Below are 14793 nucleotides of genomic sequence, written 5' to 3'. Positions count from 1 at the left end.
GTCGGGGGTGGGGGTCCATCAGCGTTCGCCGAACCACCCCCACCCTCAATCCCTCCCCTCAAGGGGGAGGGAGGCCGATCGTGCCCGTTCACTCCTCGATGAGGTGGGTGATCGCGTCGGTGAGGCGTTTCAGGTCCTCCTCGCGGCTTAGGCGATGGTCGCCGTCGGGAATGAGGGTGAGCGTCACGGGATCGTGCAGAAGATGGGTGGTGAGCCGGATGGCGTGCGCCTGCGGCACGTCCGGATCCCGCCCGCCCTGGAGGATGACGACGGGGCAGCCCGTCTCGATGACGCCGCCGAGCATCAGGTGGTTGCGGCCGTCATCGAGGAGGGCGCGGGTGATGCGATAGGGCGCTTCGGAATACTGGCTGGGCCGGTCGACATAGCCCTGGGCCTCGAGCGCCTTCATCTGCGCGGGCGAAAAGCCCTTCTTCATCAGCTCCTCGGTCATGTCGACGGCGGGGGCGATGAGGATCAGCCCCTTGAGCCGGCGCTTGCCGTCCTTGAGGAGCGCGCGGGCGAGCAGCAGGGCGATCCAGCCGCCCATCGACGAGCCGACGACGATCTGCTCGCCCTGCGTCATCTCGAACACCGCCCGCGCTTCCTCCAGCCAGCGGGTGATGGTGCCCTTCTCGAAATCGCCGCCCGAGGCGCCGTGGCCGGAATAGTCGAAGCGGGTGACGGCAAGGCCGTGCTCGGCCCCGTACCGATCGAGGGTCAGCGCCTTGGAGCCGGTCATGTCGGATTTGAAGCCCGCGAGCCAGAAGAGGCCCGGCCCGTTGCCCGTCCGCCGCTCGAGCGCGATCCGCCGCGCCGCCTCGCCTTCGCCGACCGTCAGGTCGCCGCGCTCGCTTGCCGCCATGGTCCAGTCCTTTCGTCTTCCATCCGGCATGCCTCATGGCCGGTTCGCGGCCAAAGCGCAACCTTGGCGGCGGCACATGCAACGCGCGAGCGATGTTGCCCGTTTGCCTGTTGACTTATGCCGGTCGGGACACGATTTTATGGCCGGTTTCACCCAATCCGCGCATCAGCAGAAGGATCGTTTGCCATTCGTCGTCCCATGAGACCCATCGCGCCCCAGAAGGAAGGGCCGCCCGCCAACGAGGACATCTCCGCCCCCGAAGTTCAGCTTATCGATGCCGAAGGCGAGAATCACGGCATCGTGCGCACGCGCGAGGCAATCGGCATGGCCCAGGAGGCCGGCCTCGATCTCGTCCTGATCGCCCCGAACTCCAATCCGCCGGTCGCCAAGCTCCTCGATCTGGGGCGCTTCAAATACGCCGCCCAGAAGAAGGCTGCCGAGGCGCGCAAGCGCCAGAAGGTGATCGAGGTCAAGGAAATCCAGCTGCGGCCGAACATCGACACGCACGACTACGACACCAAGATGAAGGCGGTGCAGAGGTTCCTGGGCGAAGGCGACCGGGTCAAGGTCACCATGCGCTTCCGCGGCCGCGAGATGGCCCACCAGGACCTCGGCATGCAGCTCCTCGTCAAGGTCAAGGAGCAGATGGACGCGATCGCCAAGGTCGAGAGCCAGCCGCGCTCGGAAGGCCGCCAGATGGTGATGGTGCTGGCGCCCAAGTGAGGCCGACGGCAGCGTTGGAAATGAGAAAGCGGGCCTCGAGGCCCGCTTTTTCGTTTCAGCTTCTCAGCCAGCCAGCAGTTCCAATCGCGCCCTCAGATGGGCGATGTTCTTCAAGGGCCTAGTTCTGTCGGCCCGGCATCCCGAAGGTCGCTAGGACTGCACGCCATACCGGCGTAGACCGCGGCATCGGCCATTCACACGCCTCGCTCCTTTCGCGAAGCAAGGGCGAGTGCAGCGATGAGCTCGTCAGGAATGGGCTTGCTCGGTGAAAACGTGACACCAGTCTTCGACGCCTTGAGCCCGGCTGCGGCAATGTCGTCCGAATATGCGCTGATCGCGCCTTTGCTGACGTAGAGACCGCATTGTTTGCTGAAGGCCGCATAGCCTGCGATGACCAAGCCTGCGGAACCGAACCCCGGCATGTCATACTGGATGATCTCCTCCGCGTCGGGAAGCGTTTGCGCAAGCCGGGAGCGCACGTGCGACAGCAGCGGCCGGAGCGCTTCCGGCGCCGCAGCGATGTAGGCATCATGGTCGGCAAACGCGGTCATGCGTCATCATCTGCAATCGGACGTACTCGCGCAAGCGGAGCAATGTCTGCAATTCCAGCGGTCCATCCAACAGCCGCCGGTCCGAATTCCACCCCAACCACTACAAGGTTTGCCTTCGGCGTGTTGCGCTATCAGGTCGCCTGCGCCTTTTCCACTTCGCCCCCCCTCGGAATGGCCGGCTGCGCGCCGGGTTTGAGGCAGGCGAGGCTCGCCGCGACTGCGGCGCGGCGCATGGCGGCTTCGAGGGGAAGGCCCGCGTCGAGGCCGGCGGCGAGGTAGCCGCAGAAGGTGTCGCCGGCGCCGACGGTGTCGACGGGCGTCACCTTCATCGCCGGCACGTGGATGAGGCCCTCGGGCGTCGCGGCCTTGGCCCCGTCGGGGCCGAGGGTGACGATCACCGTCTGCCCGTGGGCTTTCGACCAATCCTGCATGGCGGCATCGAGTTCTTCGGTGCCGCGCTCGGTAAGCAATGCGAACTCGGTCTCGTTGGCGACGAGGATCGCGGCCTTGCCGGCGATTCCTGCGGTCGTTTCGAGGAAGGGGGCGGTGTTGAGGATGGCCGTGATGCCGCGAGCCCTCGCGGCGTCGAGCGCCCGCTCGGTCGCCGCCTGCGGAATTTCCTGCTGCAGCATCAGGATGTCGCCCGGCCCCATCGCCGCGACCGCCGCTTCCGCGTCGGCCGGGGTGATCGTGCCGTTGGCGCCCGGCAGCACCGCGATGACGTTCTCGCCATCCCTGTCGACGAAGATCATGGCGATGCCGGTCGCGGTGTCGGCGGTCTGCATGCCCGAAAGATCGACCCCGTCGGCCTTGAGGAAAGCCAGGGCCGGCTCGGCGAAGGCATCGGCGCCGACCGCCGAGACGTGCCGCACATCGGCGCCCGCCCGGCGCGCGGCGAGCGCCTGGTTCGCCCCCTTGCCGCCGGCCGCCATGGAGAAGGTGCCGCCGGCCACGGTCTCGCCGGGCTTGGGCAGGCGCGAGACGGTGCCGACCTGGTCGAGGTTGGTGGAGCCGAAGACAGTGATCACTTGAGCGCCTTTTCGATGGTGTTCCAGTTGCGCATGGTCTCGACGCGACCCTTGCCGACCTGCTCGTCGAGCGGTTTGCCGATCCTGTCAAGGCCTTCGCCGTAGCGCCCGTTGGGCAGGCGGTGCGCGAGGAAGTAGATGTCGCGCCTGTCGATGCGCACGACGTCGAAGTCGCCGGGCACGCCCTCGAGCTTGACGCCCGCCGGCAGGTCCCGGTCGAACATCAGGATGTAGCGCTTGACGTCGGCGGCGGGGTCGACGCCGGCGAAGGGATTGGCGGCGAGCATCGCCTCGATCTCGACCGCGCTCCTCAGTACCACGCCGACGGCAAAGTCGAAGCGCTTCTCCAGCGCCGCCTCCAGGCGCGCCTTGAGATCCTTGGCGTCCTCGGCCTCGAAGCGCGCATTGCCGCTGGCAAGGATCGTCTTGACGGCTGCAAGGCCCATGTCTTCGAGGCACGCCTTCAAGTCGGCCATCTTCATCTGCCGCTTGCCGAGATTGATTCCGCGCAGGAATGCGACATGGAGGCTCATTCGCCGGCCTTTTCCTTTTGCGGGTAAATCGTCTCGCCGCGCGAGAGCATCTCGACGAAGGCCTTGATCCTCTTTTCGCGCCCGGCGGCGGTCTTGAGGTTGACGAGGCGGAAGGCGAGGGCGAACTGGTTCTGCCGGTTGAGCGTGCGGTAGGTGGCGAGCGCCCTGGGGTCGGCCTCGATCGCCGCGACGAGATCGGCGGGCATTTCCATCTTCGAGGTCGGCGCATAGGCGGCGTCCCAGCGCCCGTCGGCCCTGGCCGCCTCGACCTGGGCGAGGCCCGACGGCTGCATGCGCCCTGCCGCCGTCAGCCGCGCGATATGGTCGCGGTTGATCTGGCTCCAGATGCTCTTGCGGCCCCTGGGGCTGTAGCGCTGCAGGAACGCCTTGTCGTCGAGGCTCTTCCTGATCCCGTCGATCCAGCCCCAGCAGAGGACGACGTCGAGCGCCTCGGCGATGGTGACCGAGGGTACGCCCGAGCCTTTCTTGTAGGCCTTGAGCCAGATCTCGGGGGCCGTGTCGTGGTTCCTTGCAAGCCACTCCTCGAAGGCGGCGGCGTCCGCAAAGCTCATGATCCGGTCGGGATCGGGCACGACCGGCGCCATCTCAGGCCTGCGCCCGTCCGGCGGCGACGATCCCCTCGAGCGCCGGATCGAGCGCATCGGAGGCGGGAAGCGTGATGCCGAAGGTGGTCGTCAGCACCTCCTTGAGCTCGCCGACGTCCATGAGGTCGCGCCGCTCGATGAGCGCGCCGTCGCGATAGGTCGAAAGCCGCGTGCCCGCCAGGGTGTGCCGCTCGCCCTTGGGGGAAATGGCGGCGCCGAGGCCGGTGCGGAACTGGGAACTGGGATCGCTCGAGAGCGCGGTGTTGATCGGCCGGTAGTCGGCCTCGCCGAAGTCATCGAGGGTGAAGGTGTAAAGGAGGCGCCAGTCCTCGCCGAGCCGCGCCTCGAGGCGCCAGGTGCCGTCGCTGTCGAGGAGACGGAAGGTCTCGTGCGGCGTTGCCTGCTCGGCCCCGTCGCGCAGCCGCAGGGGTGCGGTGAGCGTGAGGCTGCCGAAGCCGACATCGGCGATGTAGGTCTGGCCGGAGATGTCGATGGCGATGAGCATGTGGGAGACGGGACGCACCGCGTCCGCGGGATGGTTCCACATGACGCGCGCACCGAGGCTCCTGACCTTGTAGTCCAGATCGGCCAGCACGCGCATGAACATCAGATTGTGCTCGAAGCAGTAGCCGCCGCGCTTTTCGGCGAGCATCTTCTTTTCAAGGCTCTTCTGGTCGAGCGCGACGGGCAGCCCCAGCAGCGGATTGAGGTTCTCGAAAGGAATGGCGGCCGGGTGCAGGGCGTGCAGGGCTTCGAGGGTGGCAAGACTCGGCGCGATCGAGCCGGAAAAGCCTATGCGCTCGAAGTAGGCGTTGAGGTTGACGTTATCGCTCATGAAGCATCCTTGCCGCTGTTTCGGACCGCGCCACTATGGTGAGGCCGGGCGCGTTTGTCACGGCGCGTCGGCGGGCAGCCGGCGGCGTCTGTTTTGAAAATCGGGGGAAACGCCCCAGGCCTCCAATGCCTCGACGGGCGATGGGTTGCGCCGGGGCCTCAGGCCTGGTGCTTGCGCACGCGGATGACCACGTCCACATGGGTGACGGCCATGCCCTTGGGCGGCTGCGGCAGACTGTCGAACACCACCGAGGTGGCGGGGATATCGATCATGCGCTGCTCGTCTTCCACGTAAAAGTGATGATGGTCGGAGGTGTCGGTGTCGAAGTAGGAGCGCGACGCATCGACCGGCACCTCGCGCAGGAGCCCCGCCTCATGGAACTGGTGGAGCGTGTTGTAGATGGTGGCGAGCGACACGTTGACCTTGGCCGCGAGCGCCTCGCCATGCAGCTCCTCGGCCGAAACGTGCCGGTGCGGGCCGCCGAACAGCAATTCGGCCAGCGCGATGCGCTGCCGCGTGGGGCGCAGCCCTGCCATTCGTAGCACGGCCGTCAGGCACGGCTTGCGCGAGGGGAGGGGTTTTGCGATCTCGATGCGGTCTGCCATTGGGTCCTTTGCAACCGGGAAAAGGGCCGGAAATCCTGTGGGTTCTTATAGCGACAGGCCGGGCACCGCACAAGCGGCAGGCCCCCAGATGCGCCTTTGGGCGCTATTGACCCCCATGCCGCGCGCCTCTATCAGAACCCCGATTGGTTAATCGAGGGGCAATGGATGGCCGAGCGCCAGCACCAGTTCAGCTACGAGGAACTCCTGGCACACGGGCGCGGGGAGCTGCCGGGCCAGCTAGACGCGCGGCTGCCGGCTCCGCCGATGCTCATGTTCGACCGCATCACCCATATCGAGGCGGAGGGCGGCGCCTACGGCAAGGGGTATGTCACGGCCGAGCTCGACCTGCATCCCGGCCTCTGGTTCTTCTCGTGCCATTTCATCGGCGACCCCGTCATGCCCGGGTGCCTGGGGCTCGACGCCCTCTGGCAGATGACCGGGTTCTTCCTCGGCTGGTCGGGTTCGCACGGCCGCGGACGCGCATTGGGCGGCGAGATCAAGTTCACCGGCCAGGCGACCATCGACAAGAAGCTTTTGGAATATCGCATCGACATCAAGCGCCACATGCGTTCACCCCTGCCCTTCGGCATTGCCACGGGCACGGTCAAGGCGGACGGGGAAGTCATCTATGTCGCCGAAAATCTCAGGGTCGGCCTCATTCCCGTCGAATGAGTACCGATATCGGAGGAGCAGGATTTAGGGCGAGGCCAAGATGAGACGAGTCGTCGTAACCGGTATCGGGATCATATCCTCGATCGGCAACAACGTGGCCGAGGTGATCGAGAGCCTCAAGGCCGCCAGATCCGGCATCGCCTTCGCCCAGGACTATGCGGACCTCAACTTCCGCTGCCAGGTGCACGGCGCCATCAACCTCGATCCCTTCGAGGTGCTCGACCGGCGCGTGACGCGCTTCATGGGCAAGGGCGCGGCCTGGAATTACCTGGCCATGCAGCAGGCAATCGCCGATGCCGGGCTCGAGGGCAAGGATATCTCCAGCACCCGCACCGGCATCGTCATGGGCTCGGGCGGCGCCTCGACCCGCACCATCGTCGAGGCGGCGGACGTCACCCGCGAGAAGGGCCCCAAGCGCATCGGGCCGCTGGCCGTGCCCAAGGCCATGGGCTCGACCGCTTCGGCGACGCTCGCCACGTCCTTCGGCATCAAGGGCGTCAACTATACGATCACGGCGGCCTGCGCGACCTCCAAGCACTGCATCGGCAACGGCTACGAGCAGATCCAGCTCGGCAAGCAGGACATCGTCTTCGCCGGCGGCCACGAGGACCTCGACTGGACGCTCTCCAACCTCTTCGATGCGATGGGCGCGCTCTCCACCCACTTCAACGAGACGCCCTCGACGGCCTCGCGACCCTATGACGCGGACCGCGACGGCTTCGTCATCTCCGGGGGCGCCGGGGTGCTGGTGCTCGAGGAGCTGGAGCACGCCAAGGCGCGCGGGGCAAAGATCTGGGCCGAGATCGTCGGCTACGGCGCGACCTCCGACGGGGTCGACATGGTCGCGCCCTCGGGCGAAGGCGCCGAGCGCTGCATGCGCATGGCATTGGAGAACGTCAAGGCGCCGGTCGACTACATCAACCCGCACGCGACCTCGACCCCGGTCGGGGATCTAAAAGAGATCGAGGCGATCCGCGCCGTCTTCGGCAACGAGGACAAGTGTCCGCCGATCTCGGCGACCAAGGCCCTGACCGGGCACTCGCAGGGGGCCACGGGCGTCCACGAATCGATCTATTCGATCCTGATGATGCGCGAGCGCTTCATCGCCCGGAGCGCCCATATCGAAAACCTCGATCCGGCCTTCGCCGACATGCCGATCCTTCTGGAGCGGCGCGACAACGTCGACCTCGGGGTGGTGCTCTCCAACTCCTTCGGGTTCGGGGGCACCAACGCGGCGCTGGTGTTCAAGCACCCGGACGCGTGAGGGCGGCAAAGTTGCCGCCCCATCCACCGGTGTCATCCCGGCGAAAGCCGGGACCCAGTACACACTGGCCAAACGGTTCTCGCGCTGCTCCCATCACAACCACCGGTCATTCCCACACGCGACGGGAATCTCTGTTTGAGAGAGCACGGCGAGAGCCGCACGCGCGCTGTTTACTGGGTCCCGGCTTTCGCCGGGATGACAGCGGAGCGAGTTGAACCCCCAGCTCCTCAAAACCCGATCTCGCTCACCCGCCCGGTTTTCCCGTCATAGACCGCGATCCGCCCGATCAGCGGTTCGCCGATGCCGGCGATGAGCTTGACGGCTTCCATCGCCATCATCGAGCCGATGACGCCGACGAGGGGGCCGAGGATGCCGGTCGCCTCGCAGCTCGGCAGGTCCGCATCGTCCGCCTCGGGCGGATAGAGGTCGGCAAAGCGCGGGGCCGGGGTGCCGTCGGCGCGCGTGAGGTGGGGGGCGAAGACCGTGACCTGCCCGTCGAACATCGAGACGGCTCCCGAAACGAGGGGAATGCCGGCCGCCTCGCAGGCAGTCGCCACGATACGGCGGGTGGCGAGGTTGTCGGTGCCGTCGAGCACGAGGTCGTAGGCGGAAATGATGTCCGCCGCGTTCGCCGCATCGACCCGGATGTCATGGACGACGACCTGCACGTGCGGGTTGAGCGCCGAGGCGAAGGCCGCCGCGCTTTCCGCCTTCCCCGCGCCGACCGCATCCGTCCTGTGGATCACCTGCCGCTGCAGGTTGGAGAGCGAAACCGTGTCGTTGTCCACGATGCCGAGGGTGCCGACGCCCGCGCCGGCAAGATAGGCGATCGCGGGGCTGCCGAGCCCGCCGGCGCCGACGACCAGCACCCGCGCGGCCTTCAGGGCCTGCTGGCCGGACCCTCCAAAACCCTTCAGCACCAGATGGCGCGCATAGCGGCGGCTTTCCTGCGGCGAGAAGGCCATCAGTTGCCCAGCGGCACCGCGAGGAATCGCCGGTCCGGCCCCTCGAAGCCGCCCGGATAGACCGAAAGAATGGCGACGGCCGCGTCGAGGCCGGTCGCGCCAAACGGAGCGACGACGGCATGGAGGCGATAGTCGAAGGGGCAGCCGCGCGAGCGCGGGATGCGCTCGTCGCGATGGATGAGCCGCGCGCCGCCGGGACCGGAAAGGGTCAACGCATAGCCGAGCGGAGCCTGCCCGAACCAGTCTGCGCAAGGCTCTGCGGCCTGCGCCTCGAAGGTATCGAGCTCGAGCGTCCAGCCGTCGAGCACCGCGCCGGGCTCGTATCCCGGCCGGCCGAATTCCAGGGTCTTGGCTTGGCTGTCCATCTCGCCGTCGCCGAGGAGGGCCCAGATGTCGGCGGGCGTATCGATATCGAGATCGTCCAGCACGTCGTCGGCCTCGTCGCGCACGTCCGCACGCGCCTCGGCCAGATCGGCCGTCTCCTCGTCGAGCCGCACGCGCACGGGCGTCCGCGGCGCCCAGCCGTCGTCGCGCACGTCGAGGACGTAGATGGTGGCGTAGGGAAAGCCGGAACCGTCCTGGATGCCGAACTCCTCGAAGGCGAACCAGCGCCCGTCGGGCGAATAGCCGATGACGTCGAGGAGCGCGCGGTCCCCTGCGAACGCGGGGCCGGCGAGCCCCGCACACAAGACGCTAGCCGGCGCGATGGCCCGTAGAGCCGAAGCCGCCTGTTCCGCGAGCCGTTTCATCGAGCGCATCCTCCTCTTCGAACCGTACCGGTGCGACCGGCGCCACCACCATCTGCGCGACGCGGTCGCCGCGCGCGATGACGAACGGCTCCTCGCCCAGATTGACGAGGATGACCTTGACCTCGCCGCGATAGTCCGCGTCGATCGTGCCAGGGGAATTGAGCACCGTCACCCCGTATTTGGCCGCCAGCCCCGAGCGCGGGCGCACCTGCGCCTCGTAGCCGGCGGGCAGCGCCATGGCAAAGCCGCAGGGCACGAGCGCCCGCTTGCCCGGCGCCAGCAGCAGGTCCTGCCCTTCGGGGAGCGCCGCGGCAAGATCGACGCCGGCGGCCGACGCGGTCTGCGGCTGCGGCGGCGCGAGGCCCCGGCCGTGCTCGAACCAGGAGAACCGGATGGCGACGGGTTCGCCCGCCATCAGCGCACCCGCACCACCGCATAGAGCTCGTCGGGCATATCGAGCGTGCCGTTGATCATGTCGAGGAACGGGATGACCATTTCGGCCGCGCCGTCTTCGGCCTTCTCCATGTTGGTCTCGGTGATGACGCCCCCGCCGATGCGCAGCGTGATGGCGTGGCCGGAAAAGAACGCCTGCATCATTTGCCTGGTCTCCTCGTCCATCTGCTCCTCCGCGCCGAGCTCGGCCGCCATCTCGCTGGTGTCGAGCGCCACGCGCACGAGCCCCGGCCCGGCGCGGGTGAAGGTGACGCCCGGGTCCTCCTCGGAGCCGAGGTTGAGGTCGGCGAACGGCCCTTCCTCGGTGATGACGCAGGTCGCGCTGCCGTCGGCGTTCTCGGTCAGCCGGCCTTCGTCGCAGAAGAGGTCCCCGTCGGCCTGGTCAGCCTCCTCGGCGCTCATCTTGACCATGGCGTAGAAGTCCGCGCCCATGTCCTGGGTGAGCGTCGCGCGCGCCGTCGTCTGGCTCAGCACCTCGATGTCGACCTTGGCGTCGATGCAGCCGGCAAGGCCGAGGGCGAGGGCGGCGGTCAGCGCGATGCGCGCCCAGCCGGGCATGGCGATGGTCATGATGCTTGGCGTCTCCGTTTGGGCGGCCCGGCCGCGTCGGCTGGGCAATCTATTGGCTCGTCCCGGCCACGGCAACCGCGATCAGGCAAAGAAGAAGGCGAGGCGCCAGATGGCGAGCAGCAGCGCGATGAGCGCGAGCCAGGCGAGGGTCACCTTCATCCAGGGGCGGATGAGCCGCGGCTCGGCCCGCCGCGCCTTCTCGTCCTTAAGCACCGCCTCGGCCTCGGCGACGATCGCCGGCATGCGCCGGGCGGCGTCGGCAAAGACCCGCAGGCTGTCGCGCAGGTCCTCGAGGCGGCCGAGCGGTCCGGCCTCCCGCCGCACCCAGTCGCCGACCACCGGCTCGGCGACGGTCCAGATGTCGAGGTCGGGGTCGAGCGCGCGCGACACGCCCTCGACCAGCACCATGGATTTCTGCAGGAGCACCAGCTCGGGCCGGGTCTGCATGTCGAAGAGTTCGGTGATGGCGAAGAGCTGGCCCAGCACCCGCGCCATCGAGATGTCGCTGGCCGTGCGCCCGTGCAGCGGCTCGCCGATCGAGCGGATGGCGAGCGCGAAGTCGTCGACCGACTGGTTGGGCGGCACGTAGCCGATGTCGAAGTGCCGCTGGGCCACCATCCGGTAGTCGCGGGTGATGAAGCCGTAAAGGATGTCGGCGAGGAACCGCCGTTCGGCCCGCCCGATGCGGCCCATGATGCCGAAATCGACCGCCATCACGTCGCCGGTCCTGGGATCGGCGAAGAGGTTGCCCGGATGCATGTCGGCGTGGAAGAAGCCGTCGCGGATGGCGTGGCGCAGGAACGCCTGCAGCAGCTTGCGCGCCAGGGCCTTCCTGTCGATGCCGGCCGCGTCGAGCGCGGCATGGTCGCGGATGGGGATGCCGTCGATCCAAGTCGTCGTCAGGACGTTCTGGCCGGTGTGGTCCCAGCTGACGGCGGGAATCGCGAAGCCCTCGTCCTCCTCGATATTGCCGGCGAACTCGGAGATCGAGGCGGCCTCGAGCCGCAGGTCGAGCTCGAGCCGGGCCGAATGGTCGAGGGTGCGCACAACGTCCATCGGCCGCAGCCGGCGCATGGCGGGCATGAACCGCTCGATGAAGGCGGCGGCGGTATAGTAGCTTTCGAGATCGGCGCGGAAGCGCTCGGTGACGCCCGGCCGCAACAGCTTGACCGCCACCTTGCCGCGCCCCTTGAGGCGGGCCGCGTGCACCTGGGCGATCGAGGCGGCCGCGATCGGCGGGGTGATGTCGATGAGGTCGGCTGCCTTCTCGCCAAGCGCCTCGGCGAGGATCGCGGGAACCAGCTCGGGCTCGAACGGGTCCATCCGGTCCTGCAGCGCCGCAAGGTCCGCGGCGATCTCGGCCCCGACGATGTCGGGGCGGGTGGCGAGCGTCTGGCCGAACTTGACGTAGGTCGGGCCAAGGCGGTTGAGCGCCCGGGTCAGCCGCTCGACGCGGCCGGTGCGCTTGACCGACGGGCGCTCGATGAGCCTTGCGATGCGGATGGCGAGCCGGGCGGAGGCCGGCAGGATCTGCGGATCGGGAATGGAAAACGCCCCCTCGCGCGCCAGCACGTATCCGGCGCGGGCGAGGCGGAAATAGGCGGCAAGGCTCACGCTCAGATCTTCCAGGCGCTGTGCAGCGCAGCGATGTTGCCGGTCAGCGGCGTATGGACGACGCGCCGGAACCCGGCCTCGCCGATCATGGCGCTGAACGCCTCGGGCGTCGGGAACTTGCGGATCGATTCGACAAGGTACTGGTAGGGCTGCGCGTCGCCCGTCACCAGGCGCCCCATGGGGGGGATCACCCGGTCCGAGAAGCTCCGGTAGACCGCATCGAACCCCGGCACGTCGACGGCCGAGAATTCGAGCACCAGCAGCCGTCCGCCGCGCTTCAGCACCCGGTGGGCCTCGGCGAGCGCCCTGGCGATGCGCGGCACGTTCCTGATGCCGAAGGCGATGGTGTAGGCGTCGAACGAGGCGTCGGCAAAGGGCAGGTCCTCGGCATTGGCTTCGACGAAGGAGACCTGCGCGGGAAAGCGCCAGGACTTCGCCCGCTCTTCGCCCACCCGCAGCATGTCCGCGTTGATGTCGCAGACGACCGCCTCGGCGTAGCCGACCGACGCGTTGACGATGCGCTCGGCGACGTCCCCGGTGCCGCCGGCCATGTCGAGCACGCGATAGGGGCGGGTGCCGCCCTTGGGGGGGGCGAGCTCGGCCACCATCGCGTCCTTCCAGAGCCGGTGGACCCCGAAGCTCATCAGGTCGTTCATCAGGTCGTAACGGCCCGCCACCTGGTGGAAGACCGCGTTGACAAGCCCTTGCTTGTCCTCGATAGCGACGGTTCTGTCGCCGAAATGCGTGGTCTCGGGGCTTTGGGTCATCTTGAGATTCCGGCCGCGGCCGTCTCTATTCGTTCGGTCGGCGCGCACCATAGCGATAGAGCCGATGCTTTTCCATGGCACAAAGCCGCGCAGGGTGAAGGGTTTGTCGACATGCCGGAACTGCCCGAGGTCGAGACGGTGCGCCGGGGGCTTGCCCCCTACCTCGCCGGTGCGCGCATCGCCGCCGTGACCCTCAATCGCGCCGACCTGCGCTTCGCCTTCCCACCGGGGCTGAAGACGGCGCTGGAAGGGCGGACCGTCACCGACGTCGGCCGGCGCGCCAAATATCTGCTGTTCTCCCTTTCCGGGGGCGGCACGGTGCTGAGCCACCTCGGCATGACCGGCTCCTATCGCTTCACCCGCCTCGGCCTCGCCGAGCCGACGCGCTATCATCCGGTTCCCGGCGGGCATGACCACATGGTCTGGTCGCTCGTCCATCCCCAGCATGGCGCGTTCGATCTCGTCTATGCCGATCCCCGCCGCTTCGGCTTCGTTGACTATTTTGAAGATGCCGCGCAAAGCCCTTATCTTGCCGGCCTCGGGCCCGAGCCGCTCTCCAACGCCTTCGACGCGCCCTATCTCGCCACGCGCTTCGCCGGCCGCAAGGCGCCGGTCAAGGCCGCACTCCTCGACCAGCGGATCGTCGCCGGGCTCGGCAATATCTATGTGTGCGAGGCGCTCTACCGCGCCCATATCCTGCCGACGGTCGCCGCCGGCGATCTCGTCGCGGCCGACGGCCGCCCCAGGGGGCCGCTCGAGGATCTCGTCGCCGACATCCGCACGGTCCTCGTCGAGGCGATCGCCGCCGGCGGCTCGACGCTCAAGGATTTCCGCGCCGCCGACGGGGAGCTCGGCTATTTCCAGCATAGCTTTTCGGTCTATGATCGCGAGGGCGAACCCTGCCTGACGCCGGGCTGCGCGGGAGTGGTCAGGCGCATCATCCAGTCGGGCCGGTCGACCTTCTATTGCCCGGTCTGCCAGAAGCCCGCCGCCGGCAAGCGCCCGGATTCCAGTTGACGGGGCGGGAGCATGGCGCTATAGACCCCGCGACTTGGCGGCAGGTGTGCCGCCGCTTTCATTTTCATACCGGCCGTCTGTCGCGCCTCGCAGGGCGCCTGATTGCCGGACGTACCGCGTCCAGAGGACACCAGATGGCCAATACTCCTTCCGCCAAGAAGGCCACCCGCAAGATCGAAGCGCGCACCGCGGTCAACAAGTCGCGCCGCTCGCGCATGCGCACCTACATCCGCAAGGTCGAGGAAGCCATCGCCGCCGGCGACCACAAGGTCGCCCTCGAGGCGCTGCGCGCCGCCGAGCCGGAAATCGTGCGCGCTGCCGGCAAGGGCATCGTCCACGCCAACACCGCCGCCCGCAAGGTCTCGCGCCTCAACGGCCGGGTGAAGGCCCTGGCCGTCTGAGTCGGCCGGGACGAAACGGGTCCGCAGCGATGCGGAACGCGTATGAAGGGCTCCAGCGGGGCCCTTTTTCTTTGGTCCGCCACGCAAAGCTTTTTCCCGCCTTGAGGACGCGTGACATTCGCGTAACGTTTTTTTAACAGCCCTCCGGCGGGCCGGTTCGTGCGATTTTGTCTTGGCGGATCAAGGCGCTGACCGGGGGGTGAGACACCGCGCCGCAGGGGTTGTCCGCCGGCCGCCAAGGGTCCCAAGAATAATTTTTTTAACCCTGTTTGACGCCGTGAACCCTTGAATCTGCCTTGAGTCACAACCCCTTGCCCATGGGGGGCGGGGAGTGGTTATCGGGCCCCGATTTTTGGATGAAGAGTCAAGCCCCATTTTCAGCGATTCACGTGTTGCGGCCCCCAAAACCCCACACTAAAATGCCTTCCGTCAGCTCAAGTAGAGCGGGCCTTGAGAGCCTGCAATTTGAGTAAAGTTAGGTATCGGGGCTATTTCAGGGGTCGATGAGGCGGGTCGCCTCATTCGTTTTTGAGTCAGCCAAGTGTATTCGTCGACCACTATATTCATGGTGGGAGAGGA

Annotated in this window: 18 protein-coding genes; 5 read left to right on the top strand and 13 right to left on the bottom strand. The window is 67.5% G+C overall.

The window, feature by feature from the left end; translation table 11 throughout:
* Positions 1–88 precede the first annotated feature (88 nt).
* Complete coding sequence (locus VE25_RS20385; protein ID WP_046110509.1) at positions 89–862, bottom strand: alpha/beta hydrolase; 774 nt, start codon at positions 860–862, stop codon at positions 89–91.
* A gap of 186 nt (positions 863–1048) precedes the next feature.
* On the opposite strand from VE25_RS20385, the gene infC reads away from it, so the two are divergent.
* Positions 1049–1585 (top strand): translation initiation factor IF-3, encoded by a 537-nt coding sequence (infC, locus tag VE25_RS20380; RefSeq protein ID WP_201776124.1) that lies wholly within the window; start codon positions 1049–1051, stop codon positions 1583–1585.
* A 194-nt stretch (positions 1586–1779) separates the two neighbouring features.
* Here the strand turns inward: infC and VE25_RS20375 are convergent, their stop codons facing one another.
* The 6 genes from VE25_RS20375 to irrA all read right to left on the bottom strand — a co-directional run bounded on the left by VE25_RS20375 (position 1780) and on the right by irrA (position 5742).
* Complete coding sequence (locus VE25_RS20375; protein WP_046110507.1) at positions 1780–2136, bottom strand: iron chaperone; 357 nt, start codon at positions 2134–2136, stop codon at positions 1780–1782.
* Between the two features lie 131 nt (positions 2137–2267).
* Entirely contained in the window at positions 2268–3164 is an 897-nt protein-coding gene (locus VE25_RS20370) for a ribokinase (RefSeq protein WP_046110506.1), read from the bottom strand.
* Entirely contained in the window at positions 3161–3697 is a 537-nt protein-coding gene (locus tag VE25_RS22090) for a DUF1697 domain-containing protein (protein WP_052732116.1), read from the bottom strand. Before VE25_RS22090 ends, VE25_RS20370 begins: the two co-directional genes overlap by 4 nt.
* Positions 3694–4302 (bottom strand): YdeI/OmpD-associated family protein, encoded by a 609-nt coding sequence (locus VE25_RS20360; RefSeq protein WP_046110505.1) that lies wholly within the window; start codon positions 4300–4302, stop codon positions 3694–3696. Before VE25_RS20360 ends, VE25_RS22090 begins: the two co-directional genes overlap by 4 nt.
* A 1-nt stretch (position 4303) precedes the next feature.
* A complete protein-coding gene (locus VE25_RS20355; RefSeq protein WP_046110504.1) occupies positions 4304–5137 on the bottom strand; it encodes an arylamine N-acetyltransferase family protein in 834 nt (277 codons plus the stop codon).
* Between the two features lie 158 nt (positions 5138–5295).
* Positions 5296–5742 carry an iron response transcriptional regulator IrrA gene (irrA, locus tag VE25_RS20350; protein WP_046110503.1) on the bottom strand — a complete coding sequence of 149 codons (447 nt, stop codon included), beginning with the start codon at positions 5740–5742 and terminating at the stop codon, positions 5296–5298.
* Positions 5743–5907: 165 nt separating this feature from the next.
* On the opposite strand from irrA, the gene fabA reads away from it, so the two are divergent.
* Both fabA and fabB read left to right on the top strand, forming a co-directional pair.
* A complete protein-coding gene (fabA, locus tag VE25_RS20345) occupies positions 5908–6414 on the top strand; it encodes a 3-hydroxyacyl-[acyl-carrier-protein] dehydratase FabA (protein WP_046110502.1) in 507 nt (168 codons plus the stop codon).
* Between the two features lie 40 nt (positions 6415–6454).
* A complete protein-coding gene (fabB, locus tag VE25_RS20340; protein ID WP_046110501.1) occupies positions 6455–7678 on the top strand; it encodes a beta-ketoacyl-ACP synthase I in 1224 nt (407 codons plus the stop codon).
* A gap of 227 nt (positions 7679–7905) precedes the next feature.
* Here the strand turns inward: fabB and moeB are convergent, their stop codons facing one another.
* From moeB to ubiE, 6 genes are all read right to left on the bottom strand, one after another.
* Positions 7906–8643, bottom strand: a complete 738-nt coding sequence (gene moeB / locus VE25_RS20335; RefSeq protein WP_046110500.1) for a molybdopterin-synthase adenylyltransferase MoeB — start codon at positions 8641–8643, stop codon at positions 7906–7908.
* Positions 8643–9392 (bottom strand): DUF2259 domain-containing protein, encoded by a 750-nt coding sequence (locus tag VE25_RS20330; protein WP_046110499.1) that lies wholly within the window; start codon positions 9390–9392, stop codon positions 8643–8645. Before VE25_RS20330 ends, moeB begins: the two co-directional genes overlap by 1 nt.
* On the bottom strand, positions 9337–9807 hold the full coding sequence (gene dut, locus VE25_RS20325; protein WP_046110498.1) for a dUTP diphosphatase: 471 nt from the start codon (positions 9805–9807) through the stop codon (positions 9337–9339). The genes VE25_RS20330 and dut overlap by 56 nt, the downstream gene beginning before the upstream one ends.
* The gene (locus tag VE25_RS20320; protein WP_046110497.1) at positions 9807–10415 is read right to left on the bottom strand and encodes a hypothetical protein; all 609 of its coding nucleotides are present in this window, start codon (positions 10413–10415) and stop codon (positions 9807–9809) included. Before VE25_RS20320 ends, dut begins: the two co-directional genes overlap by 1 nt.
* 81 nt (positions 10416–10496) lie before the next feature.
* Positions 10497–12035 (bottom strand): 2-polyprenylphenol 6-hydroxylase, encoded by a 1539-nt coding sequence (ubiB, locus tag VE25_RS20315; RefSeq protein ID WP_439328921.1) that lies wholly within the window; start codon positions 12033–12035, stop codon positions 10497–10499.
* Entirely contained in the window at positions 12032–12796 is a 765-nt protein-coding gene (ubiE, locus tag VE25_RS20310; protein WP_046110495.1) for a bifunctional demethylmenaquinone methyltransferase/2-methoxy-6-polyprenyl-1,4-benzoquinol methylase UbiE, read from the bottom strand. The genes ubiB and ubiE overlap by 4 nt, the downstream gene beginning before the upstream one ends.
* A 111-nt stretch (positions 12797–12907) precedes the next feature.
* On the opposite strand from ubiE, the gene mutM reads away from it, so the two are divergent.
* Together mutM and rpsT are read left to right on the top strand one after the other, a co-directional pair.
* On the top strand, positions 12908–13813 hold the full coding sequence (gene mutM, locus VE25_RS20305; RefSeq protein WP_046110494.1) for a bifunctional DNA-formamidopyrimidine glycosylase/DNA-(apurinic or apyrimidinic site) lyase: 906 nt from the start codon (positions 12908–12910) through the stop codon (positions 13811–13813).
* Between the two features lie 134 nt (positions 13814–13947).
* On the top strand, positions 13948–14214 hold the full coding sequence (gene rpsT, locus VE25_RS20300) for a 30S ribosomal protein S20 (RefSeq protein WP_046110493.1): 267 nt from the start codon (positions 13948–13950) through the stop codon (positions 14212–14214).
* The last annotated feature ends 579 nt before the right edge of the window (positions 14215–14793 follow it).

Origin of the sequence: Devosia geojensis, from assembly GCF_000969415.1 — a bacterium.
Taxonomy (GTDB): domain Bacteria; phylum Pseudomonadota; class Alphaproteobacteria; order Rhizobiales; family Devosiaceae; genus Devosia; species Devosia geojensis.
This window is presented reverse-complemented; position numbering and strand designations above follow the sequence as displayed.